Origin of the sequence: Phytopseudomonas dryadis, assembly GCF_004327355.1 — a bacterium.
In the GTDB taxonomy this organism is placed as follows: Bacteria; Pseudomonadota; Gammaproteobacteria; order Pseudomonadales; family Pseudomonadaceae; genus Aquipseudomonas; species Aquipseudomonas dryadis.
Genome location: NZ_QJUM01000023.1, coordinates 1 through 25,792 on the forward strand (window position 1 = coordinate 1; position 25,792 = coordinate 25,792).

The 25,792-nt window shown below is 64.6% G+C and carries 22 protein-coding genes and 1 tRNA gene; 5 read left to right on the top strand and 18 right to left on the bottom strand.

Going from position 1 to position 25,792, the window contains the following annotated elements:
* Nucleotides 1-434: 434 nt before the first annotated feature.
* Both DNK34_RS18270 and DNK34_RS18275 read right to left on the bottom strand, forming a co-directional pair.
* Complete coding sequence (locus tag DNK34_RS18270; RefSeq protein WP_131176549.1) at nucleotides 435-1,256, bottom strand: aldo/keto reductase; 822 nt, start codon at nucleotides 1,254-1,256, stop codon at nucleotides 435-437.
* Between the two features lie 33 nt (nucleotides 1,257-1,289).
* A complete protein-coding gene (locus tag DNK34_RS18275) occupies nucleotides 1,290-1,724 on the bottom strand; it encodes a VOC family protein (RefSeq protein ID WP_131176550.1) in 435 nt (144 codons plus the stop codon).
* Between the two features lie 174 nt (nucleotides 1,725-1,898).
* On the opposite strand from DNK34_RS18275, the gene DNK34_RS18280 reads away from it, so the two are divergent.
* The gene (locus DNK34_RS18280; RefSeq protein ID WP_131176551.1) at nucleotides 1,899-5,000 is read left to right on the top strand and encodes a transglycosylase domain-containing protein; all 3,102 of its coding nucleotides are present in this window, start codon (nucleotides 1,899-1,901) and stop codon (nucleotides 4,998-5,000) included.
* Nucleotides 5,001-5,445: 445 nt separating this feature from the next.
* Here the strand turns inward: DNK34_RS18280 and DNK34_RS18285 are convergent, their stop codons facing one another.
* The 6 genes from DNK34_RS18285 to dapA all read right to left on the bottom strand — a co-directional run bounded on the left by DNK34_RS18285 (nucleotide 5,446) and on the right by dapA (nucleotide 14,008).
* Nucleotides 5,446-5,658, bottom strand: coding sequence for a VF530 family protein (locus DNK34_RS18285; RefSeq protein ID WP_131176552.1), 213 nt, complete (start codon nucleotides 5,656-5,658; stop codon nucleotides 5,446-5,448).
* A 101-nt stretch (nucleotides 5,659-5,759) separates the two neighbouring features.
* The gene (gene putP, locus DNK34_RS18290) at nucleotides 5,760-7,250 is read right to left on the bottom strand and encodes a sodium/proline symporter PutP (protein WP_131176553.1); all 1,491 of its coding nucleotides are present in this window, start codon (nucleotides 7,248-7,250) and stop codon (nucleotides 5,760-5,762) included.
* A 192-nt stretch (nucleotides 7,251-7,442) separates the two neighbouring features.
* A complete protein-coding gene (gene putA / locus DNK34_RS18295; RefSeq protein ID WP_131176554.1) occupies nucleotides 7,443-10,619 on the bottom strand; it encodes a bifunctional proline dehydrogenase/L-glutamate gamma-semialdehyde dehydrogenase PutA in 3,177 nt (1,058 codons plus the stop codon).
* 308 nt (nucleotides 10,620-10,927) lie between these two features.
* A complete protein-coding gene (locus DNK34_RS18300) occupies nucleotides 10,928-11,797 on the bottom strand; it encodes a phosphoribosylaminoimidazolesuccinocarboxamide synthase (RefSeq protein ID WP_131176555.1) in 870 nt (289 codons plus the stop codon).
* A gap of 196 nt (nucleotides 11,798-11,993) precedes the next feature.
* Nucleotides 11,994-13,112 (bottom strand): outer membrane protein assembly factor BamC, encoded by a 1,119-nt coding sequence (gene bamC, locus DNK34_RS18305; protein ID WP_131176556.1) that lies wholly within the window; start codon nucleotides 13,110-13,112, stop codon nucleotides 11,994-11,996.
* A 17-nt stretch (nucleotides 13,113-13,129) separates the two neighbouring features.
* Nucleotides 13,130-14,008: a 4-hydroxy-tetrahydrodipicolinate synthase gene (dapA, locus tag DNK34_RS18310; protein WP_131176557.1), complete on the bottom strand. Its 879-nt coding sequence runs from the start codon at nucleotides 14,006-14,008 to the stop codon at nucleotides 13,130-13,132.
* A gap of 224 nt (nucleotides 14,009-14,232) precedes the next feature.
* Here dapA and DNK34_RS18315 point away from each other — a divergent pair, with 224 nt between their 5' ends.
* Both DNK34_RS18315 and DNK34_RS18320 read left to right on the top strand, forming a co-directional pair.
* Nucleotides 14,233-14,790 (top strand): glycine cleavage system transcriptional repressor, encoded by a 558-nt coding sequence (locus tag DNK34_RS18315; RefSeq protein WP_131176558.1) that lies wholly within the window; start codon nucleotides 14,233-14,235, stop codon nucleotides 14,788-14,790.
* Nucleotides 14,791-14,800: 10 nt separating this feature from the next.
* Nucleotides 14,801-15,274 carry a peroxiredoxin gene (locus DNK34_RS18320; protein WP_131176559.1) on the top strand — a complete coding sequence of 158 codons (474 nt, stop codon included), beginning with the start codon at nucleotides 14,801-14,803 and terminating at the stop codon, nucleotides 15,272-15,274.
* Nucleotides 15,275-15,318: 44 nt separating this feature from the next.
* Here the strand turns inward: DNK34_RS18320 and DNK34_RS18325 are convergent, their stop codons facing one another.
* Complete coding sequence (locus DNK34_RS18325) at nucleotides 15,319-15,570, bottom strand: sulfurtransferase TusA family protein (RefSeq protein ID WP_131176560.1); 252 nt, start codon at nucleotides 15,568-15,570, stop codon at nucleotides 15,319-15,321.
* Nucleotides 15,571-15,671: 101 nt separating this feature from the next.
* Here DNK34_RS18325 and DNK34_RS18330 point away from each other — a divergent pair, with 101 nt between their 5' ends.
* Complete coding sequence (locus DNK34_RS18330) at nucleotides 15,672-17,111, top strand: M48 family metalloprotease (RefSeq protein ID WP_131176561.1); 1,440 nt, start codon at nucleotides 15,672-15,674, stop codon at nucleotides 17,109-17,111.
* Between the two features lie 140 nt (nucleotides 17,112-17,251).
* Here DNK34_RS18330 and nadA read toward each other — a convergent pair whose 3' ends face one another.
* On the bottom strand, nucleotides 17,252-18,310 hold the full coding sequence (gene nadA / locus DNK34_RS18335) for a quinolinate synthase NadA (protein ID WP_131176562.1): 1,059 nt from the start codon (nucleotides 18,308-18,310) through the stop codon (nucleotides 17,252-17,254).
* 422 nt (nucleotides 18,311-18,732) lie between these two features.
* Here nadA and DNK34_RS18340 point away from each other — a divergent pair, with 422 nt between their 5' ends.
* Complete coding sequence (locus DNK34_RS18340) at nucleotides 18,733-19,752, top strand: branched-chain amino acid aminotransferase (RefSeq protein WP_131176563.1); 1,020 nt, start codon at nucleotides 18,733-18,735, stop codon at nucleotides 19,750-19,752.
* 131 nt (nucleotides 19,753-19,883) lie between these two features.
* Here the strand turns inward: DNK34_RS18340 and DNK34_RS18345 are convergent.
* The 8 genes from DNK34_RS18345 to tolR form a co-directional block, all read right to left on the bottom strand.
* Nucleotides 19,884-19,959 (bottom strand) — tRNA-Lys (locus tag DNK34_RS18345).
* 60 nt (nucleotides 19,960-20,019) lie between these two features.
* Complete coding sequence (queC, locus tag DNK34_RS18350; RefSeq protein WP_131176564.1) at nucleotides 20,020-20,694, bottom strand: 7-cyano-7-deazaguanine synthase QueC; 675 nt, start codon at nucleotides 20,692-20,694, stop codon at nucleotides 20,020-20,022.
* A 2-nt stretch (nucleotides 20,695-20,696) separates the two neighbouring features.
* Nucleotides 20,697-21,344, bottom strand: coding sequence for a 7-carboxy-7-deazaguanine synthase QueE (gene queE / locus DNK34_RS18355; protein ID WP_131176565.1), 648 nt, complete (start codon nucleotides 21,342-21,344; stop codon nucleotides 20,697-20,699).
* 308 nt (nucleotides 21,345-21,652) lie between these two features.
* On the bottom strand, nucleotides 21,653-22,474 hold the full coding sequence (gene ybgF, locus DNK34_RS18360; protein WP_131176566.1) for a tol-pal system protein YbgF: 822 nt from the start codon (nucleotides 22,472-22,474) through the stop codon (nucleotides 21,653-21,655).
* A 6-nt stretch (nucleotides 22,475-22,480) separates the two neighbouring features.
* Nucleotides 22,481-22,981 carry a peptidoglycan-associated lipoprotein Pal gene (gene pal, locus DNK34_RS18365; protein ID WP_131176567.1) on the bottom strand — a complete coding sequence of 167 codons (501 nt, stop codon included), beginning with the start codon at nucleotides 22,979-22,981 and terminating at the stop codon, nucleotides 22,481-22,483.
* Between the two features lie 58 nt (nucleotides 22,982-23,039).
* A complete protein-coding gene (tolB, locus tag DNK34_RS18370; RefSeq protein WP_131176568.1) occupies nucleotides 23,040-24,338 on the bottom strand; it encodes a Tol-Pal system beta propeller repeat protein TolB in 1,299 nt (432 codons plus the stop codon).
* Nucleotides 24,335-25,339, bottom strand: a complete 1,005-nt coding sequence (gene tolA / locus DNK34_RS18375; protein WP_131176569.1) for a cell envelope integrity protein TolA — start codon at nucleotides 25,337-25,339, stop codon at nucleotides 24,335-24,337. The genes tolB and tolA overlap by 4 nt, the downstream gene beginning before the upstream one ends.
* A complete protein-coding gene (tolR, locus tag DNK34_RS18380) occupies nucleotides 25,336-25,788 on the bottom strand; it encodes a protein TolR (RefSeq protein WP_131176570.1) in 453 nt (150 codons plus the stop codon). The genes tolA and tolR overlap by 4 nt, the downstream gene beginning before the upstream one ends.
* Nucleotides 25,789-25,792 lie beyond the last annotated feature (4 nt).

Consider the following 25,792-nt stretch of genomic DNA (forward strand, 5'->3'; position numbering starts at 1 on the left):
GTATCTGCAGGGTACGACTTGCCCCGTAGCCTGGCGTTGAGCGCAGCGATACCCAGGGTGGGCTTTCCCGGGTGTCGCTGCGCTCGACCCGGGCTACGCAAGGATCGCGTTCCTGTCGAGACGTTCGTCGGGCTCAGCTCTAAGCGCGCAGAATGGCCACATTCCTGTCCTGTGGGAGCCGCGCCCTCGCGGCGAATCGTGGACATACCGCGATTTTCGCAGCATGACCGCCCTCGCCTCGCGCCGGGGGCGACGCTCCTACTGGTCAACCCTGACTGTGAACGGGTTCTGGCAGGCCAAGGATCAAGACGGTATCTACGCGCTAGAAGCGAGGCAGCCTGTAGGATGGATGAAACCCATCAATTGCCGATGGGTTTCACCCATCCTACGTCCGCTATCGCCTTGCATCTGCCGCCCTCATAAAGCGGCTGCTCCTAAACCATCTGCAAATGCGCCTTGCGCGTCGGCGCCGGATAGGTGCTGTCGATCGCCTGCAGATCGGCGGCGCTCAGTTGCACGTCGGCCGCCGCGGCGTTCTCGGCCAGGTGCCGGGCATCGCTGGCCTTGGGGATCACCAGCACCTCGGGGTGGCGCAAGGCCCAGGCCAGCGCGACCTGGGCGGGCGTCGCCCCCTGGCGTTCGGCAACCTGACGCAAGGCCGGATTCGCCAGCAGAGCGCCGCCCTGCCCCAGCGGACAATAGGCCATCAACGGCATCCCCTGGCGTTGCTGCCAGGGCAACAGGTCGAACTCCACGCCCCGGCTCTGCGGGTTGTACAGCACCTGATTGGTGGCGCAGCCCGGCTCGCCCAGTTCCTCGAGATCGTCCACATCGAAATTGGACACGCCCCAAGCGCCGATCTTGCCCTGCTCGCGCAAGCGCTCGAAGGCCTCGACCGTCTCCTCCAGGGGGTACTGGCCGCGCCAGTGCAGCAGATACAGATCGAGGTGATCGCTGCCCAGGCGTTTCAGGCTGCGCTCGCAGGCGGCAGCCACACCGTTGCGGCTGGCATGGTGCGGATAGACCTTGCTGACCAGGAATACCTGGTCGCGCAGCCCGGCGATGGCCTCGCCCACGACCTGCTCCGCACCGCCCTCGCCGTACATTTCGGCGGTATCGATCAGGCGCAGGCCGAGCTCGATGCCTTCGCGCAGTGCCGCCACCTCGCTCCGTCGCTGCCCGGGCACCTCGCCCATGCGCCAGGTGCCCTGGCCGATCACCGGCACCGTCTTTCCCGCCAGTTCAAGGGTTCGCATGCTGTTGTCTCCTCTCGGTTGGCTTGCCTGTCATCACAGCTGACCGCCCGTCGCGTCGACCGGTTCAGCCACGCTGGCGTACCCCTCGCCGCGCCACTGGATCAGGCAGAAGCCATGACCGAACGGATCGCTGAGCAGCGCCAGCGAGCCCCACTGCGCCTCACGCACCTCGCCTTCCTGACGGGCGCCGGCGTCCAGCACTCGTCGCAAGGACGCCGGCAGATCGTCGACCACCCAGTCCAGGTGCTGTGGCGTCCAGTGCCGCCGATAGTCGCGGCCCTGGCTACTGCCCGCAAAAGGCGGGCTGCCGGCGGCCTGCTGCAGCAGATAGATCGGCACCTGCGCACCGAGCAGCTCGAGCACCTGGCCGCCGAACAGCCGGCGGGCGACCTTCAACCCGAACGCCCGGCTGTAGAAATCCGCGGCGACCGTCAGGTCCGCCACGTCGATATTGAGCAATGGCTGCACGCGCTACCTCCCGTCCTCGGAATCCGTTGGCGTTTCAGCGCAAGCCGCGGCGCAGAGCGATGGCAGCAAGGCCTGCATTCACTTCACGACACAAGATTTCTGCACCTTTGCCGAAACGGCCTGTTTACCAGCGACTAAGCTAAGAACAAAGGACAAGCCAGGGCCAACTCGATCATGGGCGCAATATGGCGATCCGACTCAGCGGTTACCCACCCCGTGCCTGAGGCCGCCGCAGCGGTGCCTCTCGGCCCTCGTCGGCACCCGCGTCTGGTGCGCCGGGGCGTCGCAGTGATCCTGTTGCTGCTGGTGCTCGGCATCCTGTTGCTCGCCTACGAATGGCGTACCGCGTTCTTCCAGTCCCGCGAGTTGAGCCGCTATGCCGCTCAGCTGACCTACCGGGTCGAGCCCGGCCCGAGCGAGGCCATCCACTATCCCGGCAACGGCCCCTTCGACAAGCGCCTGGGCTACAGCGACCTGCCCTTCTTCGTGCAACGCCTGCAGCAGCGCGGTTTCGAAGTGCTGCAGCAGGCGCGCTTCTCGCCCGCCCTGCTCGATTACAGCGAACGCGGCTTCTTCCCCCCATACCCACAAAAGACCCAGAACGGCCTGAGCATCCAGGACTGCCGCGGCACGCCGTTCTACAGCGTCCGCTACCCACAACAGCGCTATGCCAGCTTCAGCGCCATCCCGCCGCTGGTGGTCGGCAGCCTGCTGTTCATCGAGGATCGCCAGTTGCTCGCCAGCGAGCCGGCCGAGGCCAACCCGGCGGTGGACTGGCCGCGCTTCCTCAAGGCGGCGCTGTCCCAGGCCGGCAAACTCATGGCGGTGCAGGATCAGTCCGCTGGCGGCAGCACCCTGGCCACCCAGCTGGAGAAATACCGCCACTCGCCGGACGGCATCACCCACTCGCCCACGGAAAAGCTGCGGCAGATGGTTTCCGCCAGCGTGCGGGCCTATCAGGGCGGGCCCCAGACCCTCGAGGCCAGGCAGGGCATCGTCCTCGACTACCTCAACAGCGTGCCGCTGTCGGCGGCCCCCGGGCATGGCGAGGTACACGGCCTGGCCGATGGCCTGCGCATCTGGTACGGCGCCGACTTCGCCGCCAGCAACCGTCTGCTCGATCCCGCGCGCTCCCCCGAGGCCACCCTGGCCGAACGGGGCCTGGCCCTGCGCCAGGTGCTGTCGCTGATCATCGCCCAGCGCCGGCCCTCCTACTACCTGGCTCAGGGCCGCGCCGAACTGGCGGCGCTGACCGACAGCCACCTGCGCCTGCTGGCCAGTGGCGGCATCCTCGATGAGGCGCTGCGCGATGCGGCCCTGGCCCAGCAGGTGACCTTCCGCGACTGGCAGAGCGCCCCGAACCTGCAACTCGTGGAAAGCAACAAGGGCATCAGCATGGCCCGCGCCCGTCTCTCGGGCCTGCTCGACCGGCCCTACTACGACCTCGACCGGCTCGACCTCAGCGCCCGCTCGAGCCTCAACCAGGACCTGCAGCAGCAGGTCAGCGACTACCTTGGCCAACTCGCCGACCCAGCCTTCGCCGAACACATCGGCCTGTTCGGCGACCGCCTGCTGTCGCCGGCCAAGACCGCCGATGTGCGCTACAGCTTCACCCTCTTCGAGCGCACCCCCAGCGGCAACCAGGTGCGGGTGCAGACCGACAACACCCACCAGCCCTTCGACATCAACGAAGGCAGCAAGCTGGAGCTGGGTTCCACCGCCAAGCTGCGGGTCATGGCCACCTACCTGGAGGTGATCGCCGAACTGCACCAGCGCCATGCCGGGCAGACGCCCGACCAGTTGCGCGCCGTGGAGGTGGCCGACCAGGATCTGCTCAGCCGCTGGGCCATCGACTACCTCGGCCGCCACCCGGGCGCCGACCTGGCCAGCATGCTCGAAGCCGCGCTGGAGCGGCGTTACTCGGCCAGCCCCGGCGAACGCTTCTTCACCGGCGGCGGCCTGCACAGCTTCGGCAACTTCCGCCGCGAGGACAACGGCCGCCTGCCCACCCTGCGCGAGTCGCTGCGCGAATCGATCAACCTGCCGTTCATCCGCCTGATGCGCGACCTGGTGCGCTACAGCACCTACCAGGCCCCGGAGAACAGCGCCGAGCTGCTCAAGGACGACAAGGACCCGCGGCGCCTGGAGTACCTGAGCCGGTTCGCCGACCGCGAAGGCACCACCTTCCTGCTGCGCTTCTGGCGCAAGTACCAGGGGCAATCCGCCCAGCAGCGCCTGGACACCTTCCTCGGCGGCCTGCGCCTCACCGATACCCGCCTGGCGGCAGTGCACCGCTACCTGATGCCGGATGTCGACCAGGCGACCTTCGCCGCCTTCCTCAAGGCCCACCTGCCGGGCGTGAAGCTCAGCGACAAACGCGTCGCCGAGTTGTACACACGCTATGGCCCGGGCGCCTTCAGCCTGCCGGATCAGGGCTACATCGCCCGGGGGCATCCGCTGGAGCTGTGGCTGCTGGGCTTCCTGATCGAGCAGCCCGGAGCTGGCTTCAGCGATGCCGTGAACGCCAGTCGCGATGAACGCCAGGAAGTCTATGGCTGGCTGTTCAAGAGCCGTCACAAGAGCGCCCGGGACAGCCGTATCCGCATCATGCTGGAGGTCGAGGCGTTCCTCGACATCCATCGTCGCTGGCAGAACCTGGGCTACCCGTTCGAGTACCTGGTGCCGTCGCTGGCCACCGCCATCGGCAGCTCGGGCGACCGCCCGGCGGCGCTGGCCGAGCTGATCGGCATCATCCAGAACGATGGCATCCGTCAGCCCACGGTCAGGATCGACAGCCTGCATTTCGCCGCCGATACCCCTTACGACACCCTGGTCGGCCACGTGCCGGAAGCCGGGCAACGGGTCATGGCGCCCGAAGTGGCCGCGGCCCTGCGCAATGCCCTGTCGCAGGTGGTGGAAGGCGGCACCGCGCGGCGCCTGCAGGGCAGCTTCAGCCTGGCCGATGGCAGCGCGCTGACCCTCGGCGGCAAGACCGGCACCGGCGACAACCGCCTGACCAGCGTAGGCCGCGGCGGCCAGGTGATCAGTTCACGGGTACAGAACCGCACCGCCACCTTCGTCTTCTTCCTCGGCCCCGACCATTTCGGCACCCTCACCGCCTTCGTGCCGGGGCGCGCGGCGGAGAACTTCCGCTTCACCTCGGCGCTGCCGGTGCAGGTACTCAAAGGCATGGCGCCGATCCTGACGCCCTATCTGCAACCGGGCGCCCACACCCTGTGTGCGCCGCAGCCACAGGCGACGACGGCACAACGCTGAGCCGCAGTCAGGCACCTGTTACGCCGCGCGGCCTTCTGCACCGTAACCCACCATGGCTCCCGCCTAAGATGCCCTGCGGGCCGTAGGAGCCGGCTTGCCGGCGAAGCGATCCTAGCCGCAACGCAGGCATGACCTTCGCCACCGCTATCGCCAGCAAGCTGGCTCCTACAACGGCGTATATCCTCTGAATCGGCAATGCCGCACTAGTGTCGTGTCTGTCGGACTTCCCTGGATACCGTCTTGATCCCTGGCCAGCAAGAGCCCGTTCGCAGTCAGGGTTGGGCAGTAGGAGCGTCGACCCCGGCGCGATACGCTGGCGGCCATGCTGCAAAAACGCGCCATGGCCACGATTCGCCGCGAGGGCGCGGCTCCCACACGAATGTGGCCATGCTGCACGCTTGTTGCCGAAGCCCGTTGCGACCGACATTTGATCTGTGTCGCGACACTAGCGCTTGAGCTGCAGATACAACGCCTCGACCCTCTCCCGCGCCCAGGGCGTCTTGCGCAGGAAGGTCAGGCTCGACTTGATGCTCGGGTCGCTCTTGAAGCAGCGGATATCGATGCGCTGGGCCAGGCCGTCCCAGCCCAGCCTGTTCACCAGCTCGGTGAGAACGGCCTCGAGGGTGAGGCCGTGCAGCGGGTCTTTCGATGTATTCATGGCAGTCTCCCTATTGCGGCGCGGCAGCTTAACAGACGCCACGAATGAAAAGGCCCGGACGATTGTCCGGGCCTTTGCTGGAACGAGCTACGGATACGCGATCAGAGATGCGCGTCCTGGTACTCCTTTTCGGCCGCGTCGAAACGCTGAACCATCGCAGGCGAAGCCGGGCGACCGATCTTGCTGAAGATGACGATGGCCAGGGTGGCGAAGATGAAGCCCGGGATGATCTCGTACAGCCCCAGGCCGACGAAGTTCTTCCACAGCACCACGGTGAAGGCACCGACGACCATGCCGGCCAGGGCGCCGTTGCGGGTCATGCCCTTCCACACCAGGGAGAGGATCACCACCGGGCCGAAGGCGGCGCCGAAACCGGCCCAGGCGTAGGACACCAGGCCCAGGACCTTGCTCTCCGGATTGGAGGCGATGAGGATAGCCACTACCGCGATCAACAACACCATGCCGCGGCCGACCCACACCAGTTCGGTCTGGCTGGCGCCCTTGCGCAGGAACGCCTTGTAGAAGTCTTCGGTCAGGGCGCTGGACGATACCAACAGTTGGCAGCTCAGGGTACTCATCACCGCTGCCAGAATGGCGGAGAGGATCAGCCCCGCGATCCAGGGATTGAACAGGATCTTGGTCAGCTCGATGAACACGCGCTCGCCATTCTCGCTGACCGGGCCCGCCAGTGCAGGATTGTTGGCGAAATAGGCGATACCGAAGAAACCCACCGCCACGGCGCCGCCCAGACACAGGATCATCCAGGCCATGCCGATGCGGCGCGCGGCCGGGATCGACTTGACCGAATCGGCTGCCATGAAGCGCACCAGGATGTGCGGCTGGCCGAAATAGCCCAGGCCCCAGGCAAGCAGGGAGACGATGGCGACGAAGGACAGGCCGCGGAACATGTCGAAGTTGGCCGGATTGGCCTGCTCGATGGTGGCCATGGCCGCGTCGAAATCGCCCAGGGCGAGGATGACGAATACCGGAGTGATCAGCAGGGCGAAGATCATCAGGGTGGCCTGCACGGTATCGGTCCAGCTCACCGCGAGGAAGCCGCCGACGAACACGTAGAGGATGGTCGCCGCCGCACCGACCCACAGGGCGGTGTCGTAGGACATGCCGAAGGTAGACTCGAACAGGCGAGCACCGGCCACCACGCCCGAAGCGCAGTAGATGGTGAAGAACACCAGGATCACCAGCGCCGAGAACACGCGCAGCAGCTTGCTGTTGTCCTCGAAACGGTGGGTGAAGAAGTCCGGCAGGGTCAGGGCGTTGTGGTTGTGCTCGGTGTGCACGCGCAGACGACCGGCGACGAACAGCCAGTTCAGCCAGGCGCCGAGGATCAGGCCGATGGCGATCCAGCTTTCCGAGATACCGGCGACGAAGATCGCCCCCGGCAGGCCCATCAGCAGCCAGCCACTCATGTCCGAAGCGCCGGCCGACAGCGCGGTGACAAAGCTGCCGAGGCTGCGGCCACCGAGGATGTAGTCGGAGAAGTTCTTGGTCGCACGATAGGCAACGAAGCCGATCAGCACCATGGCCAGGATATAGACCACGAAGGTGACCAGCATGGGAGTACTTGCAGTCATTTGGGGAATGCCCCTCTCGTTTGTTTTTATTCAGGCCGGGGGATAACCCCGGGCCCGGTTGGCTCATCACGACCCTGGGTCACGGCCGTGTTACGGGTACACCACTTCATGAACGCCGGTGGTGCGACCGGTTCTGGGGATACCCCCATATGAAAACGGGTGGAAAGCTGTTCGATTTCCACCCGTCGTCGGTTACTCGTCGCCCAGCGACAGCAGCGAGGCGTTGCCGCCCACCGCCGTGGTGTTGACCGAGGTCGTGCGCTCGTTGACGAAACGCAACAGGTAGCTCGGGCCACCGGCCTTCGGCCCGGTGCCGGACAGGCCGCAGCCGCCGAACGGCTGCACACCGACCACGGCGCCGATCTGGTTGCGGTTGACGTACAGGTTGCCGACCCGCGCCAGGGCTTCGATACGCGCGGCAGTTTCCTCGTTTCGGCTGTGCACGCCAAGTGTCAAACCGTAGCCGGTGGCATTGATCGCCGCGACCACCTGCTCCAGATCCGCCGCCTCGAAACGCACCACGTGCAGTACCGGGCCGAACTGCTCTTTCTTCAGCTCGTGGATACCGCCGATCTCGAACGCCACCGGCGCCACGAAATGGCCGTTCAGATCCGCGGGCAGCGTGGCTTCGGCGATCAGCTTGCCCTCGCCCTTGAGCTGCTGGATATGCGCCAGCAGACCTTCGCGGGCCTCGCCATCGATCACCGGGCCGATGTCGTTTTCGCGCAGGTGGGTCGGGCCGATCTTCAGCTCGGCCATGGCGCCCTTGAGCAGGTCGATCACCCGCTCGGCGATGTCGCTCTGCACGTACAGCACGCGCAGTGCCGAGCAACGCTGGCCGGCGCTGGTGAAGGCGGAACCGACGGCATCCTTGACCACCTGCTCGGGCAGTGCGGTGGAGTCGACGATCATGGCGTTCTGGCCACCGGTCTCGGCGATCAGGGTGGCGATCATGCCGTCCTTCTCGGCCAGTTGACGGTTGATGATGCGGGCGGTGTCGGTGGAGCCGGTGAAGCACACCCCGGCGACCCGCGGATCACGGCAGAACACGCCGCCGAGGGTGGCACCGTCGCCCGGCAGGAAGGCGATCACGTCCTTGGGCAGACCGGCTTCGAACATCAGCTCCAGGGCGCGCGCGGCGATCAGGCTGGTCTGCTCGGCCGGCTTGGCCAGCACCACGTTGCCTGCCACCAGGGCCGCACTGATCTGGCCCAGGTAGATGGCCAGGGGGAAGTTCCACGGGCTGACGCAGACGAAGATGCCACGGCCTTCGTGGAACAGCTCGTTGCGCTCGCCGGTCGGGCCCTTGAGTTCTTCGCGGCCCAGTTTCAGGCGCGCCTGCTGGGCGTAGTAACGGCAGAAATCCACCGCCTCGCGCACTTCATCGATGCCGTCCTGCATGGACTTGCCGGCCTCGACGGTGCACAGCGCCATCAGCTCGGCGCGGTTGTTTTCCAGCAGGTCGGCCAGGCGCTCGAGGATGCGCGCGCGCTCGTCGATGGCCACCGCGTTCCAGCGCGGCCAGGCCGCGCTGAGACCATCCAGCGCCTGGGCCGCCTGCGCGGCGGTGGCGAACTGGGCCGTGCCGACCAGCTTGTTCAGGTCATAGGGGCAACGGACTTCCTGGGCAGTGCCTGTCAGCGTCTGGCCATTGATCACCGGGGCCGCCTGCCATTGGCGGTCGAGTTGCGGCCGGTAGGCGTTTTCGAGCTCGGTCAGGGATTTCTGGATGTTCATGTTGATGCCTTGGGAGTTTTTCCGTGTCGCCCCGTACAGCGCTGGCGGGAGTGGGATTTTGTCGTTGCCGATGCTTTTGAACTGGCGCAGTTGCGTCACCGGGTGATCGAGCAGGGACTCGATCGGCGTGCTCGGATCGACCAACTGGTGGACGAAGGACGAGTTGGCCCCGTTCTCCAGCAGGCGCCGCACCAGGTAGGGCAGCAGATCCTTGTGCGCGCCGACCGGCGCGTAGATGCGCACGTTCTTGCCCTGCTTCTCCAGCACCGTGTCGTACAGCGCGTCGCCCATGCCGTGCAGGCGCTGGAACTCGAACTCGCGGGGCGTCTTCTGCTCGGCGGCGATGGCCAGGATGCAGCTCACGGTGTGAGCGTTGTGACTGGCGAACTGCGGGTAGATCACCCCGCGGGTGAACTCGCTGAGCAGGTAGCGGGCGCAGGCCAGGTAGGAGGTATCGGTACCTTCCTTGCGGGTGAACACCGGGTAGCCGTCCAGCCCCTGCACCTGGCATTGCTTGATCTCGCTGTCCCAGTAGGCGCCCTTGACCAGGCGCAGCGGCATCTTCTCGCCGAGTTCCCGGCCCAGCAGGGTCAGCCAGACCAGCACCGGCAGGCAACGCTTGGAATAGGCCTGCACCACCAGGCCGAACTCGCCCCAGCCTTTGAGCGCCGGGTCGCGCAGCAGCTTCTCGTACAGCTCCAGGGACAGCTCCAGGCGGTCGGCCTCTTCGGCGTCCACGGAAATGCCGACGTCGAGCTTGCGCGCGCGGATGGCCAGTTCGCGCACATTGGCGAACAGCTCGGTGAGCACGCGCTCGCGCTGGGCCACTTCGTAACGCGGGTGCAGCGCCGACAGCTTGATCGAGATCGACGGCCGCGGCCCCGGGCCGACCTGCGGTTCGGCGCCGACGGTGTCGATGGCCTTGCGGTAGTCGGCCATGTACTTCTCGGCGTCCGCGGCGGTCAGCGCCGCCTCGCCGAGCATGTCGAAGGAATAGGTGTAGCCCTTCTGGCGCTGCGGGCGGCCGTTCTTCAGCGCTTCGCCGATGCTGCGGCCGAGCACGAACTGCTTGCCCATGAGCTTCATGGCCTGGTTCATCGCCGCGCGGATCACCGGTTCGCCGGAGCGCTGGATCAGCCGACCGAGCACATTCTTCGGCCGGCCATCGGCGGTCTGCGGATCGACCACCTTGCCGGTCATCACCAGGCCCCAGGCGGCGAAGTTGACCAGCACGCTGTCACTCTTGCCCAGGTGCCGCTCCCACTCGGCGGCGTTGAGCTTGTCGCGGATCAGCGCATCGGCGGTGGCGGCATCCGGCACCCGCAGCAAGGCCTCGGCCAGGCACATGAGCATCAGCCCTTCCTGGGTGTCGAGGCTGTACTGGCGCAACAGGGCGTCGAGGGTGTCCACGGCGTTGTCGCGGCTGCGCACGTCCTGGATCAGGCTGCGCGCCTGCTGGCGGATCGCTTCGATCCCGGCTTCGCCCGGATCGGCGAGCTGCAGCAGCTCGGTGAGATAGGCTGCCTCGTCAACGCTGTAGTTGGCGCTGATGAGCGGAAAAAAATCGGCGGCCTTGGCGGCAGAGATCCGGTTCAGGAACTCGTCGTGCAAGACGTGACTGGCTTTGAACATCACGCCCATCCTCTTCTAGGGATTGTGTAGGAGATACCACTGCTATCGGTCTAGCCCAGACAGCTCGATCTGGCGATGAGGTAACGCAAGTGGATGGCGGAATGTAGTGGCAGAGCGCCGCCGGCTTCTTGCAAAAAGCTCTGGAGTTTTTGTGAAAACCTCCAGAGCGCGGAACTTTCACCATGCCCGAACCAGACGATTGGCTGACCGTCGCATCGGCTTGCGCGCCAGGGATGACGTGTGAGGGCCAACGAAAACGCCGCCATCCCGTTGCCGGGAGGCGGCGTCGTGTCAGCCTCGCCGTGGACTCAGGCGGTCAGCCTGACCAGCGCTTCGCGGTACTTGTCGGCGGTCTTCTGCGCCACCTCGGCCGGCACCGCCGGCGCCGGCGCCTGCTTGTTCCAGCCGGTGGATTCGAGCCAGTTACGCACGAACTGCTTGTCGAAGCTCGGCGGGTTGCTGCCCTCGGCATAGCTGTCGGCCGGCCAGAAGCGGCTGGAGTCGGGGGTCAGCACCTCGTCCATCAGGGTCAGGCGGCCCTCTTCGTCCAGGCCGAACTCGAACTTGGTGTCGGCGATGATGATGCCGCGGGTCGCCGCGTACTCGACCGCCGCGCTGTACAGGGCAATGGCCGTGTCGCGCACCTGGGCGGCCAGGTCGGCGCCGATGATCGCCGCGCACTGCTCGAAGGAGATGTTCTCGTCGTGGTCGCCAACGGCGGCCTTGGTCGACGGCGTGAAGATCGGTTGCGGCAGCTTGGCGGCCTCTTTCAGCCCGGCCGGCAGCGCGATACCGCATACGGTGCCGCTCTTCTGGTATTCCTTCCAGCCGGAACCGACGATGTAGCCACGCACGATGGCCTCCACGGCGACCGGTTTGAGACGCTTGGCGACCACGGCCCGGCCTTCGACCAGCGGCAGTTCGGCAGCCGGTACCACGTCCTCGACACGGTCGCCGGTGAAATGGTTGGGCACCACCTCGGCCAGCTTGTCGAACCAGAAATTGGAAATGGCGGTGAGGATCTTGCCCTTCTCCGGAATCGGCTCGGCGAGAATCACGTCGAATGCCGAGAGGCGATCGCTGGCCACCATCAGCATGCGCTTGTCGTCGATCTCGTAGAGGTCGCGGACTTTGCCCGAATAGATTTTCTTCAGGCTCAGGGTCGAGGGTGTGGTCATGTCGAGATTCCGCCTTTAGCGTGAAAGTCGCGCCGCAACGCCTCCCGCAGTCCAGCAAGCGTGCGCAACGCCGGCCTGGGGCAGCCCCGACGGCCTGGTGAGTGCCGGCAACGCCACGACGGCCTGCCGGCGAAAACAAAACAGGCGAAACCCACCGGGTTTCGCCTATCGATGTCAGGTTCGGGGGGGCGCAGCCTTACCCGAGGTTTTCCTGGATCATGCCCAGCAGACGGCGCGATACGTCGGCCGGGGCAATGGTATTGAGGTCTTTCTCGACGGTCACCTGCACGCTGTCGCCCACGCTGGTCAGGCGCACCTGGTAACGCTCGGCACGGGCCTCGATCTCGTCCTTGTCCGGCGCACCGCCGAACAGACGGCGGAAGAAGCCCGGCTTGTCGTCCTGGCGCTGCGCACCTTCGGCCAGGTTGACGTAGTACACGCCGAGGCTGCGGTTGATATCGTCGACGCGCAGGTCGGCCATTTCCAGGGAGCGGCCGACGCCGGACCAGGCGCGATCGAAATCGGCACTCAGGTTCAGTACCGGGTTGCCGTTGCCATCCTCGGACAGGGTCACGCGGCTCGGCGCATCGAAATCACGCCCGGCCAGCAGCGACACCGACCCGCCCTGCTCGGCACTGCGCGACATGCTGGCGAGCATTTCGTCGAGCAGCGCGGCATCCAGCGCCTGGTTGGCGCCACGCTCGGTGAAGGCCACCTCGGCACTGCTGCCGGCCGCACGCTGGGCGCTGACCACGAAAATTTCGCTGGTGTTGCGTTGCACACCCGGCTCGATACGCACCCGCACCCGGGTCTCGGCGCTGCCGTCGAGGCCGGCCACACGCCCGTTCAGGCGATTGACCATGCTGCTGGAGAGGGCATCGAAGCGTTGCCAGTCGGTACTGAACTCGCCGGTCTGCGGGCGCTCGTCGACGATGCGAAAGCCGCCGTCCTCGAAGAACTGGCGGGCCACCGGCCAGACTTCGGCGGGTACCCGCTGAGCCACCAGCCAACGCGAATCCCCGCTCCTCTGCAGGCTGAACTCGCTGCTGTCGGCGCGTACCGCCAGAGGCAGCGGACGCGGCACCTCGTACTCGCCCCGGGCGGTGCTGTCGGCGATGTGCGGCGGGATCGGCAGCAGCGGATCGAGGCGCTTGGCCTCGGCATCGGCAGGCAACTGCATCGGTGCCGTCTGCTGCGCCGTCAGGTAATCACTGCCGCGATCACGAAAGTAGCCATTTTCGCCCCAGACCCAGCCACAGCCACTGGTGCTGGTGATGATCAGAGCAAGTGCGGAAAGTCCGGCCAGTCGCTTCATGCGTAATGTTTCCTCGATTAGACCAATACACCGGACTGGCGCAGGGCCTGACGCAGCGGTTCGTGGCAACGCGGGCTGAGCCAGGTCAGCGGCAGGCGAATCCCGTCGGCCATCATGCCCATTTCGTTCAGCGCCCACTTCACCGGGATCGGGTTGGACTCGATGAACAGGGTTTTGTGCAGGGGCATCAGGCGGTCGTTGATCGCCCGGGCAATGCCGGCCTCGCCGCGCATGGCCGCCGAGCACAGGTCGCTCATGGCCCGCGGCGCGACGTTGGCGGTCACCGAGATATTGCCCTTGCCGCCCATCAGCATCAGTTCCACCGCGGTGGCGTCGTCGCCGGAATAGAGCATGAAGCTCGCGGCGACGCGGTCGAGAATCTCGCGGGCCCGCTGCAGATCGCCGGTGGCTTCCTTGATCCCGATGATGTTGTCGATCTTCGACAGGCGCTCGACGGTCTCCGGCAGCATGTCGCAGGCCGTACGGCCCGGCACGTTGTAGAGGATCTGCGGGATCGCCACGGCCTCGGCGATATGGCGGAAGTGCAGGTACATGCCTTCCTGGGTCGGCTTGTTGTAGTACGGCGTCACCAGCAGGCAGGCATCAGCGCCGGCGGACTTGGCGTTTTCGGTCAGCTCCACCGCTTCACGGGTGGAGTTGGCGCCCGTACCGGCGATCACCGGGATGCGCCCGGCCACCTGATCGACCACACGACGGATCACTTCGATGTGCTCACCGACATCGAGCGTCGCCGACTCGCCGGTGGTGCCGACGGCGACGATGGCGTTGGTGCCCTCTTGCAGGTGGAAATCCACCAGTTTGCTCAGGGCATCCCAATCGAGACCGCCTTGCGCATCCATGGGCGTGACCAGTGCCACCATACTGCCCGCAATCATGCAACCGCTCCTGCCGGAAAAAGAGAGCGTAATGGTACTGGCGCCACCTGCCTTGTACAAGCGAAGTACACCGCCGCATGAGCCGGCCTGCTTTCGCGCCGCGCCGGCAAACATTCGACCGCAGGGCCCACCATTGGCATTCCCCTGGCCGGCGCTTTTCGCTACCCTGCACGTTTGCTCGGCTTCGTGTTTCGGGCCGACCGCTCATCGTTTAGGAAGGCTGCATGTCCACCCCTCAAGTTCGCGAACAATTCCTCGTCATCAGTGCGCTCGGCCCCAATGCCATGGAGCTGACCAACGTGCTGTGCCGCGCCAGCCACGAGAACCGTTGCGCCGTGGTCAGCACCCGCCTGAGCCGTCACGGTGAATTCAGTGCGCTGGTGCTGCAGATCTCCGGCAGTTGGGACGCCTTGGCGCGCCTGGAGTCGAGCCTGCCGACGCTGTCCAAGAAGCACGAGTTCACGGTCAACGTGATCCGCAGCGGCGCCTCGGAGAGCCGCCCCCAGGCCCTGCCGTATGTCGCCTATGTCAGCTCGGTGTACCGCCCCGACATCCTCAACGAGTTGTGCCAGTTCTTCATCGACCACCGGGTCGAGCTGGAAAACCTCACCTGCGACACCTACCAGGCACCGCAGACCGGCGGCACCATGCTCAATGCCACGCTGACCGTGACCCTGCCGGCCGGCACCCAGATCAGCTGGCTGCGCGATCAGTTCCTCGATTTCGCCGATGCCCTGAACCTGGATGCCCTGATCGAACCCTGGCGCCCACAGACCCCATAAGGAGCCTTGCATGGCCGTAGCCCTCGACACCCCGGTCCCCGACTTCACGGTTACCGCCACTGGCGGCCGCGACGTCAGCCTGGCCGAACTGCAAGGCCGCCAGGTGGTGATCTATTTCTACCCCAAGGACAACACCCCCGGCTGCACCACCCAGGGCCAGGGCTTCCGTGACCGGCACCAGGCCTTCGCTGACGCCAATACCCTGGTGTTCGGCGTATCGCGCGACAGCCTGAAGACCCACGAGAACTTCAAGGCCAAGCAGGGCTTTCCCTTCGAGCTGATTTCCGACAAGGACGAAAGCCTCTGCCGGCTGTTCGACGTGATCAAGCCGAAGAAGCTCTATGGCAAGGAATACCTGGGCATCGACCGCAGCACCTTTCTGATCGACAAGAACGGCGTGCTGCGCCAGCAATGGCGTGGCGTGAAAGTGCCGGGCCACGTCGACGCGGTTCTGGCCGCCGCCCAGTCGCTGAACAAGTCTTGAAACAATGCCGCTCTCGAGCGGCATCGTGGTGACGGCTGCCGGTATCAGGCCTTGCGCAGCCAGTAACGGTAGACGCCGTCTACGACCTCCTCATGCAGCAGCGCATGCCCGGCCAGGCGGGCGAAGGTGCGCAGGTCACGCTGCGAACCGGCATCGGTGGCCAGCACCTTGAGCACTTCGCCGCTGGCCAGGCCGTTGAGCGCCATCTTCGCCTTGAGCAGGGGCAGCGGACAGTTCAATCCGCGCGCGTCCACTTCGCTCGCATGTCCGCCCTGCCAATCCTGTCTATCGCTCATGGGATTCCCCTGTTGTCAGGCCGACAGGATACCTGCCAGCGCTGGTCAGGCAAGCATCGGCCCGGCTACAGTACGGCACTGATCAGACAAGAGCTCCACGCATGAATGTTTTGCGCCCGATTACCCTGTTGACGCTCGCCTGCCTGCTGGCGCAACCCGGCATGGCCAACGACCTGCCGTCGCTCGGCGACGCCAGTTCCGCACTCGTCTCGCCGCAACAGGAATATCAGCTGGGCCGCGCCTGGCTGAGCATCGTTCGCGGCCAGGTCAGCCAGCTGTCCGATCCGCAGCTCAAGGACTTCGTCGAAAGCAGCGTCTACCGACTGGCCGAAACCAGCCAGGTACAGGATCGGCGCCTGGAATTCGTGCTGCTCAACAGTCCGCAGATCAACGCCTTCGCCGCCCCCGGCGGCATCATCGGGGTCAATGGCGGCCTGTTCCTCCATGCCCAGACCGAAGGCGAGTACGCCTCGGTGCTGGCCCACGAACTGGCCCACTTGTCGCAACGCCATTTCGCCCGCGGCCTGGAAGCGCAGCAACGCATGCAACTGCCGGTCATGGCCGCCATGCTCGCCGGCATCGTCGCCGCGGCCGCCGGCGCGGGCGATGCCGGTATCGCCGCCATCGCCTCGACCCAGGCCGCGGCCATTCAGGAACAACGGCGCTTCTCCAGGCAGAACGAGCAGGAAGCGGATCGTATCGGCCTGGTCAACCTGGAAAAGGCCGGCTATGACCCGCGCTCGATGCCGAGCATGTTCGAGCGCCTGATGCGTCAATACCGCTACGACCGCATGCCGCCGGAGTTCCTCCTGACCCACCCGGTTTCCGAGTCGCGCATCGCCGACACCCGCAACCGCGCCGAGCAGTACCAGGCCGGCGGCACCCAAGACAGCCTGCGCTACCAGTTGATGCGCGCCCGCGTCCAGTTGATCTACGAAGAAACCCCGGGCATCGCCGCCAAGCGCTTTCGCGCCATGCTCGACGAGAACGACAAGCTGGAAGCCGCGCGCTATGGCCTGGCCATCGCCCAGATCAAGGGCAGCCAGTATGACGGGGCGCGCGAAACCCTGCAGCCCCTGCTGCAGAAGTCGCCGAACGACATCACCTACAACCTGGCGCAGATCGACCTGGACACCGCCGCCAACCGCCTGCCCGATGCCCAGCAGCGCATCGATCGCCTGCTCGAGCTGTACCCCAACAACTATCCGCTGAATCAGGCGCGTATCGACCTGATGCTCAAGCAGCGGCGCATCCAGGACGCCGAGCGCGCCCTGGACGCCCTGCTCAAGCGCCGCATGAAAGACCCGGACGTCTGGTACCAGGTCGCCGAAGTACGCGGCCTGAGCGGCAACACCATCGGCCTGCACCAGGCCCGCGCCGAATATTTCGCCCTGGTCGGCGACTACAACCAGGCCATCGACCAGCTCGACCTGGCCAAACGCCGGGCCAGCAACAACTTCCAGCTGGCGTCGCGAATAGACGCCCGGCAAAAGGAATTGGCCGAAGAAAAACGCATGACCGAGCAGATGCTGCGCGGCTAGCCGCTTCAAGCTTCAAGCTTCAAGCTTCAAGCTTCAAGCTTCAAGCTTCAAGCTTCAAGCTGAGAAACCCGAGCACTCACGAACGTTCTGGATACCAGCGCCTCTACTTGCGGCTTGTGGCTTGCGGCTCGAAACTGCCCTCAGGCATTCCCCGCCAGCTTCAGGCGCGCCGCCTGGGTGAAGTCCAGCATGCGCTTGAGCGGCTTGATCGCCCGCGGAATCAGCGCCGGGTCGACGAAGATCTCGTTGCCTCCCTCGCGCAGGCACTGCAGGGTACGCTGCAAGGTATTCATCGCCATCCACGGGCAATTGGCGCAACTGCGGCAGGCCGCGCCATTGCCGGCCGTCGGCGCGGCGACGAATTCCTTGTCGGGACACAGCTGCTGCATCTTGTAGAAGATGCCGCGGTCGGTGGCGACGATGAAGGTCCTGTTCGGCAGGCTCTGCGCCGCCGCGATCAACTGGCTGGTCGAGCCCACCGCGTCGGCCAGTTCGATCACCGCCGTAGGCGACTCGGGGTGCACCAGGATCGCCGCATCCGGGTACAGCGCCTTCATGTCCGCGAGCTGCCGGGCCTTGAACTCCTCGTGGACGATGCAGGCACCGTCCCACAGCAGCATGTCGGCCCCGGTCTTGTTCTGGATATAGCGACCCAGGTGCTGATCCGGCGCCCAGATGATGCTTTCGCCGTTGTCCATCAGGTGCTCGACGATCTCCACCGCGCAGCTGGAAGTCACCACCCAGTCGGCACGCGCCTTCACCGCGGCGGAGGTATTGGCGTAGACCACCACGGTACGCTGCGGATGCTGGTCGCAGAAGGCGGCGAACTCATCCACCGGGCAGCCCAGATCCAGCGAGCAGGTGGCCTCCAGCGTCGGCATCAGCACGCGTTTCTCGGGGTTGAGGATCTTCGCCGTTTCGCCCATGAACTTGACCCCGGCGACCAATACGGTCTGCGCCGGGTGCTGGTTGCCGAAGCGGGCCATTTCCAGGGAGTCGGACACGCAACCACCGGTCTCCTCGGCCAATGCCTGCAAAACCGGATCGCAATAGTAGTGGGCGACCAGCACGGCGTTCTGGCGCTTCAGTTCGGAAGCGATTTCATCACGGTAAAACGCTTCCTGCTCCGCCGTCAGCGTCTCTGGCTGCTTGGCATCGAGATGAGCTTGGACAAGAAGTCGTTCGGAAATCTGCGTCATGTCATCAGGCCCTGTTAAGGTCTATCAGCACGGAATTGGGAGTATACCCGCCAAGTTGACCGTACGAGCGCAAGGCCGGGCAGGAACAGGCAGAGAAATCGCGCGTACGGCGGCGGACACCCGCCTTGCGCGGGCGCGCATGGTAAGGGCATCGATACGAGCTTTTCAACCGCGTACGCCCTCTTCTGCCCGTCTGTCGGTTGATCGCCGCGATAAACAGCCTCATCATCGGCACAGGGACAACACTGCTTCAGTGAGCGATAGCCGCCCGCCGAGCCAGGAGCAGCCCCGCCTGGATGCCATATCCGGCGCCGCGGGATTCCTGCTGCGCTCAATGCCGCACCAGTCAGCGGTTACCACTATATTTCGGAAAACACCCGTCGCCCGCGAACCCGGGCGGCCGTTCAGCGATTGAGGATGTCATGGCTTACGAAAGCATCGAATGGGACAAGCTGGGTTTCGACTACATCAAGACCGACCAGCGCTATCTGTCGCACTGGCGCGATGGCGAATGGCAGCCCGGCACGCTGACAGAAGACAATATCCTGCACATCAGCGAAGGCTCGACCGCCCTGCATTATGGCCAGCAGTGCTTCGAAGGCCTCAAGGCCTACCGCTGCAAGGACGGCTCGATCAACCTGTTCCGCCCCGACCAGAATGCCCAGCGCATGCAGCGCAGTTGCGTGCGCCTGCTGATGCCGGCGCCTTCGACCGAGCAGTTCATCGAAGCCTGCAAGCAGGTGGTGCGCGCCAACGAACGTTTCATCCCGCCCTACGGCTCCGGCGGCGCCCTGTACCTGCGTCCGTTCGTCATCGGCGTGGGTGACAACATCGGCGTACGCACCGCCCCCGAGTTCATCTTCTCGGTGTTCTGCATCCCGGTCGGCCCGTACTTCAAGGGCGGCATGAAACCGAACAACTTCGTCATTTCCGACTACGACCGCGCCGCCCCGCACGGCACCGGCGCCGCCAAGGTCGGCGGCAACTATGCCGCCAGCCTGATGCCGGGCTCCCAGGCCAAGAAGAACCACTTCGCCGACTGTATCTACCTGGACCCGCAGACCCACAGCAAGATCGAGGAAGTGGGCTCGGCCAACTTCTTCGCCATCACCCACAACGACGAGTTCGTCACGCCCAAGTCGCCGTCGGTGCTGCCGGGCATCACCCGCCTGTCGCTGATCGAACTGGCGCAGAGCCGCCTAGGCCTGAAGGTCATCGAGGGCGACGTGTTCATCGACCGCCTGTCCGATTTCAAGGAAGCCGGCGCCTGCGGCACCGCAGCGGTGATCACGCCGATCGGCGGTATCGAGTACCAGGGCAAGCTGCACGTGTTCTACAGCGAGCAGGAAGTAGGCCCGACCATTCGACGCCTCTACAACGAGCTCACCGGCGTTCAGTCCGGCGATATCGAAGCGCCGCAAGGCTGGATCGTCAAAGTCTGAATCGATGAGCCAGGGGGCTCCTGCAAGCCGCCTGGGCCATTGCGGAACCGCGAATGGCGCGGGAACGAAAAAGCCCGGATATCGTTGAAGATATCCGGGCTTTTTTGCGCCTTCACCTGGAAGGCTGGAGATGGTGGGTCGTGTAGGATTCGAACCTACGACCAATTGGTTAAAAGCCAACTGCTCTACCAACTGAGCTAACGACCCGTTGTGCGAGCGGCATGATACTGATTTGATTCAGAAATTCAACACCCGCCGGAAAATATTTTATCGATAGCGGGTCGGATCGGTCACACCGGCCGCCACGAAGCCCGCCGCCCGCAGGCGGCAACTGTCACATTTGCCGCAGGCCCGCCCCTGCTCGTCGGCCTGATAGCAGGACACGGTCAGCCCGTAATCCACACCGAGGCGCACCCCGGCCTGGACGATCTCGGCCTTGCTCATCATCTGCAGCGGCGCGCGGATGCGCACGCCCTGCCCCTCGACCCCGGCCTTGGTCGCCAGGTTGGCCATGCGCTCGAAAGCCTCGATGAACTCGGGACGACAATCCGGATAGCCCGAGTAGTCCACCGCATTGACCCCGATAAAGATGTCCCGTGCGCCCAGCACTTCGGCCCAGCCCAGCGCCAACGCCAGGAACACCGTGTTGCGTGCCGGCACATAGGTCACCGGAATACCGCTGGTCGGGCTTTCCGGCACGTCGATGCGGCTATCGGTCAGGGCCGAACCGCCCATCCCATCGAGATCCAGGCCGATCACCTTGTGCTCGACGACCCCCAACTGCCGCGCCACACGCTCGGCGGCCTGCAGTTCGGAGCGATGGCGCTGGCCATAGTCGAAGCTCATGCTGTAGCAGCTGTAGCCCTGGGCCTTGGCCATGGCGACCACGGTCGCCGAGTCGAGGCCGCCGGAAAGAAGGATGACTGCTCTGTTGTCGTTCATGCTCAATGCCCCGGCTCGTCGTTCCACAGAATCTTGTGCAGCTGCAACTGCATGCGTACCGGCAGGTTGTCGGCGATCACCCACTCGGCCAGTTCGCGCCCGCTCACCTGCTGGTGGCTGGGCGAAAACAGCAACTCGCCGGCACGCTCGGCCAGCCCGTACTGGATGATCTTGCTCACCGACCACTCATAGTCCTCGCGCGAGCAGATGACGAATTTGACCTGATCGCGCGGCTGCAGGTACTGGATGTTCTCATAGCGATTACGCGCCACTTCGGCCGAACCCGGTGTCTTCAGGTCGATGACCTTGCTCACCCGTCCATCGACCTGGGAAACATCCAGGGCACCGCTGGTTTCCAGGGAAACGTCATAGCCGGCATCGCACAGACGCTCGAGCAAGGGCAGGCAGTTGGGTTGGGCCAGGGGCTCGCCACCGGTCACGCAGACGTAGCGTGGGCGGTACTTCGCCACCTGATCGAGAATGGCGTCCAGCGTCATGATTTCACCGCCGCTGAAAGCATAGGCGGTATCGCAGTATTGACAGCGCAGGGGGCAGCCGGTCAGGCGCACGAAGACCGTCGGCAGGCCGGCGGTTCGCGTTTCCCCCTGCAACGAGAAAAAGATCTCGGTAATGCGCAGGGTATCTTTCATAGGGGCCACGGGCGTGACGGCGAAACAGGCCATCCGCCTCCGTTGCGAAAAAGGACGGCGATTCTAAACGAAAAAAATGGCCGGGAGTCATTTTTGACGGCGCTGGCGACGGCCCGAAGGATGGCCGCCAAGGACGGCAGGCTACAAAAAACCCGCGACAGGCGCGGGTTTCATGGAAGCTGCAAGCTGCAAGCTGCAAGCTGCAAGCTGCAAGCTGCAAGCTGCAAGCTGCAAGCTGCAATTAGCGTGGCTTGGCCGCAGAAAGACCGTCAAGCTTTCGCTTTAACTTGAAGCTTGTCGCTGCTTTCCTACTGCAAACGCTGCAGATCGCGCTGGGACAACTGCGCGGCAGAGGTACCCGGGTACTGCGCGATCACCTGCTGCAGGATGCCCTTGGCCTTGTCGTTGTTGCCCAGACGGATTTCCACGTCGGCCAGCTTGAACAGGGAATCCGGCACCTTGGCGTGCTGCGGATACGCCTGGCTGACCCTGGCGAAGGCCTGGCCCGCACCCTGTAGGTCGCCCTTTGCCAGATTCACCTCGCCCAGCCAGTACTGGGCATTGCCGGCGTACTGGCTATCGGGGTAGCGGCGCAGAAAGGCGCTGAAAGCCTGGCTGGCCTTGTCGAAATCCTTGGCCTTGATCAGATCGAAGGCGGCATCGTAAAACAGCTTTTCCTTGGCCGGATCGGCAGGCTCGCCGGAGGCTTGCGCCTGCCCCGCATCGCCACCACTGGCCGTGGAACCACCGGTGCCGGAGGCACCCGCGGCGGGAGAATTCTGTGTGGCTGCCGCACCTGCGGCCGCACCGCTGCCCAGACGTCGATCAAGCTCCTGGTATCGCTCCAGGCCTTCCTGTTTCAAACGCTGAACTTCGTTCTGCTGCTCTTCCAGCATACCGCGCAGTTGAGCAATCTCTTGCTGCATCTGCTGCAGTTGCGTGAACAGCATGCCCTGCGCCGAGGTCGGGGTTTCAGCCCCTCCCCCGACGTAGGCGCCGGACGCGCCATAACCGCCTGATGGATAGGCACTACCGTTACCGGTACTGTCATCCTGCACGGGAATCTGAGCCCAGGCCGCAAGCGGCAGGCTCAGCGCCATAACGGTTACTACGCGGCGGCACGTTCGCATGACGAATTACTTACGCAGTTCGACGCGACGGTTCTGAGCCCAGGACTGCTCGTCGTTGCCAGTGGCAACCGGACGCTCTTCGCCGTAGGAAACCACTTCCAGCTGAGCCGGGGAAACGCCCTGCAGTACCAGGTAACGCTGAACGGCCTTGGCGCGACGCTCGCCCAGAGCCATGTTGTATTCACGAGTACCGCGCTCGTCAGCGTGGCCTTCCAGAACGACGCGAGCGCCGTTGCCTTTCAGGTCTTTGGCATGAACGTCCAGAGCGCGCATGGCTTCCGGCTTCAGGTCCGAGCTGTCGTATTCGAAGTAGAAAGTGGTGATGGCGCGCAGGGCGGCTTCTTCGCTCAGGCTGCCGTCGACAGCGCCAGTATTGGCACCGTAACCGGCGTTCGGATCTACGGCAGCGCCTTCACCAGCGGCATCACCGCCTTTGGAGGAACAACCTACAGCTACGGCGAGAGCCAAGCTCAGTGCAGCAAATTTGCCAAATTTCAGCATTTCCATGTGTAACTCCTAATGAACCCCAGTGTGTTAAGCATACAAACAGGTAAAGCACCGCGCATCAGTTCAGGAAGGGGGACCAGGAAGGCTCTCGAACTTCGCCTTGAGCGGTAGGAAGAGGGAGCCTAACGCGGCCATTGGTGGACGCTAACATCAGGACTCCCCGCCCCTGCTGGCGGGTAGCGTAGATTAGCATGGTGCCATTGGGCGCAACAGTAGGCGACTCATCCAAACTTGTATCTGAAAGAATGCGCAGATTGCCACGCTCGAGGTCCTGTGCCGCTACCTTGAACACGGTGTAACCGTCCTGACGATGAATCATCACTAGGGTCTTCTCGTCAGCGGACAGTTTCGGGTTGGCGTTGTAGTTACCGACGAAGGTCACGCGCTCGACCGCACCGCTGTTGATATTGGTCTTGTAGATCTGTGGCTTGCCGGAACGGTCGGAGGTGAAGTAGATCGTCTGGCCGTCCTTGCCCCAGAAGGGCTCGGTATCGATGGCATAGTGATTGGTGATGCGGCGCAGTTGGCGGGTGCCCATGTCCATGACATAGATTTCCGGGTTGCCATCGCGCGACAGCACGAATGCCAGGCGATTGCCGTCCGGAGACCAGGCCGGCGCGCCATTGAGGCCTTCGAAATTGGTGATCTGCTCGCGACGACCGGTATCGATGTGCTGGACGAAGATGCGCGGGCGCTTCTGCTCGAACGAGACATAGGCGATGCGCTTGCCATCCGAGGCGAACGACGGCGACAGGATCGGCTCGCGCGACTGCAGCAGCGTCACCGCGCGGGCACCGTCATAATCCGAGCGTTGCAGGGTGTAACGGGTGTTGTCGACGCCGAAACGCTCTGCCGTCACATACAGCATGCGGGTGGAGAAAGCGCCCTTGACCCCGGTCAGCTTCTCGAACGCCTGGTCGGCAATGTGGTGGGCCATGTCACGCAACTGGTCCGTGGTGCCGCCGACATTGCCGGTCATCACCTGCTGCTCGGTGGCGACGTTGAACAGGGCGAACTGCACCTGCAGGCGGGCGCCGTTGGGCACGATGTTGCCGACCAGCACGTACTGCGCGCCCAGGGCCTTCCAGTCGCGGTAGATGACTTCGCTGGCCTGGGTCGGCAGGCTGATCATGTTCTGCCGTGGAACCGGTTCGAACACACCGGAGTTGCGCAGATCCTTGCCGACGATATCGGCGATGTCCTCGGGCAGTACAGTGCCGCTCTGCCAGCCGAATGGAACCACGGCGATCGGGGTCGCTCGGTCGGTGCCGGTGCTGATCACCAGCGGATCAGCCGCCTGCACGGAGCCGACCAGCATGGCCAGGCCCAGTACAACGATACGCATCAGGGTATTCACAGACCTAAATCCTCCGGTTTAAAGACGGCACGACGCTGCCGGTAAAGCTGGTCAAAGGTGGCACGATCCAATTGCTGCATTTCCGCGATGCGTCCCACATTGCGCACCGCCTGTACCGCTGAACTGTCGAATGGCGCATCGCCGCTGGAACGACTGACGCTGGCATTGGTGATGGTGCCATCGGGCAGCATCTCGATCAGCACTTCCACGCTCATGCCATTGCGCGCCGAAGGCGGACGGCGCCACTGCTCGCTGACCAGCTTGACGATCAGATCGTCCAGATTGCCGGCCACCTGATCGCCGTGGGTGTCGGCCATCGCCTGCTGGCGCCCGACATCGTCGGACAACAGCTCGGCCAGGGCAGCGGCCTTCTTGTCCTCGATCGCCTTGCGCTCGGCTGCCTGTGCCGCAGCCTTCTTCTTGGCCTCATCGGCCGCTTTCTTTTTAGCGGCATCGGCCGCGGCTTTCTTCTTCGCCTCTTCGGCGGCCTTGTTCTTGGCATCCTCGGCGGCTTTCTTCTTGGCGGCCTCGTCCGCGGCCTTCTTCTGCGCGTCATCCGCCGCCTTCTTCTTGGCGGCATCGGCCAGTTTCTTCTGCTCTGCGGCCTTCTGCTCGGCTTCGGCCTTTTTCGCCGCGTCGGCCTTTCGAACCTCTTCGGCTTTCTTTTGTTCCGCTGCTTTGGCCTCCTGCTGTTTCTGCGCTTCGGCCTGGGCCAGCTTCTGCTCTTCGGCCTTCTTCTGCTCGAGCTGCTCGGTTTCGTACTGCGGCGCCGAGGTCTTCGCGGCTTCGCCGGCGATCTTCTGGTTGGTCTGCGTGGTCGCCTGGCTCTGCGACTTCAACTGGTAGAGCGTAGCCTGCACGATCGGCCTCGACGGCGGCAGTTCCGGGGCGAAGGCGAAACTGACGAACAGCATGCCGAACATGAGCACATGCAGCCCCACCGCCCAGACCACCGGCCAGAACAGGCTTTCCGAAGGAGAGCGTTCACGCTGCCGCATCAGGGGGCCTCGGTAATCAGGCCGACGTTACCCACGCCGGCCTGCTGCAGACCACCCATGGCCGACATCACGGTACCGTAGTCCACCGCCTTGTCGCCGCGCACGAACACCTGCACCTGCTTACCCTGGCCACGGCTCTGGTTGATGATGGCCGTGACCGCGCGGGTCATTTCGTCCAGGGTCAGGGCACGATCCTGAACGGTGTCGGTGTCCACTTCGGTGCCCATGTTCCAGTAGTAGGACTTGTCGGACCTGATGGAAATGGTCAATACCTGCGCGTCGTTGTCCTGCGGCAGGGCCTCGCTGCTGACTTGCGGCAGATCGACCTTGACCCCTTGATTGAGCATGGGCGCCGTCACCATGAAGATGACCAGCAGCACCAGCATCACATCGATGTAGGGCACCACGTTCATCTCGGAGACGGGCTTGCGTCTGTTGCGAATTCTGGCCATGGGC

Excerpts from the sequence above, each read along its gene's own strand:
- DNK34_RS18270 (WP_131176549.1), bottom strand. The coding sequence starts at position 1,256 with ATGCGAACCCTTGAACTGGCGGGAAAGACGGTGCCGGTGATCGGCCAG.
- DNK34_RS18280 (WP_131176551.1), top strand. The coding sequence starts at position 1,899 with ATGGGCGCAATATGGCGATCCGACTCAGCGGTTACCCACCCCGTGCCT.
- DNK34_RS18285 (WP_131176552.1), bottom strand. The coding sequence starts at position 5,658 with ATGAATACATCGAAAGACCCGCTGCACGGCCTCACCCTCGAGGCCGTT.
- putP (WP_131176553.1), bottom strand. The coding sequence starts at position 7,250 with ATGACTGCAAGTACTCCCATGCTGGTCACCTTCGTGGTCTATATCCTG.
- putA (WP_131176554.1), bottom strand. The coding sequence starts at position 10,619 with ATGTTCAAAGCCAGTCACGTCTTGCACGACGAGTTCCTGAACCGGATC.
- DNK34_RS18300 (WP_131176555.1), bottom strand. The coding sequence starts at position 11,797 with ATGACCACACCCTCGACCCTGAGCCTGAAGAAAATCTATTCGGGCAAA.
- bamC (WP_131176556.1), bottom strand. The coding sequence starts at position 13,112 with ATGAAGCGACTGGCCGGACTTTCCGCACTTGCTCTGATCATCACCAGC.
- dapA (WP_131176557.1), bottom strand. The coding sequence starts at position 14,008 with ATGATTGCGGGCAGTATGGTGGCACTGGTCACGCCCATGGATGCGCAA.
- DNK34_RS18315 (WP_131176558.1), top strand. The coding sequence starts at position 14,233 with ATGTCCACCCCTCAAGTTCGCGAACAATTCCTCGTCATCAGTGCGCTC.
- DNK34_RS18320 (WP_131176559.1), top strand. The coding sequence starts at position 14,801 with ATGGCCGTAGCCCTCGACACCCCGGTCCCCGACTTCACGGTTACCGCC.
- DNK34_RS18325 (WP_131176560.1), bottom strand. The coding sequence starts at position 15,570 with ATGAGCGATAGACAGGATTGGCAGGGCGGACATGCGAGCGAAGTGGAC.
- DNK34_RS18330 (WP_131176561.1), top strand. The coding sequence starts at position 15,672 with ATGAATGTTTTGCGCCCGATTACCCTGTTGACGCTCGCCTGCCTGCTG.
- nadA (WP_131176562.1), bottom strand. The coding sequence starts at position 18,310 with ATGACGCAGATTTCCGAACGACTTCTTGTCCAAGCTCATCTCGATGCC.
- DNK34_RS18340 (WP_131176563.1), top strand. The coding sequence starts at position 18,733 with ATGGCTTACGAAAGCATCGAATGGGACAAGCTGGGTTTCGACTACATC.
- queC (WP_131176564.1), bottom strand. The coding sequence starts at position 20,694 with ATGAACGACAACAGAGCAGTCATCCTTCTTTCCGGCGGCCTCGACTCG.
- queE (WP_131176565.1), bottom strand. The coding sequence starts at position 21,344 with ATGAAAGATACCCTGCGCATTACCGAGATCTTTTTCTCGTTGCAGGGG.
- ybgF (WP_131176566.1), bottom strand. The coding sequence starts at position 22,474 with ATGCGAACGTGCCGCCGCGTAGTAACCGTTATGGCGCTGAGCCTGCCG.
- pal (WP_131176567.1), bottom strand. The coding sequence starts at position 22,981 with ATGGAAATGCTGAAATTTGGCAAATTTGCTGCACTGAGCTTGGCTCTC.
- tolR (WP_131176570.1), bottom strand. The coding sequence starts at position 25,788 with ATGGCCAGAATTCGCAACAGACGCAAGCCCGTCTCCGAGATGAACGTG.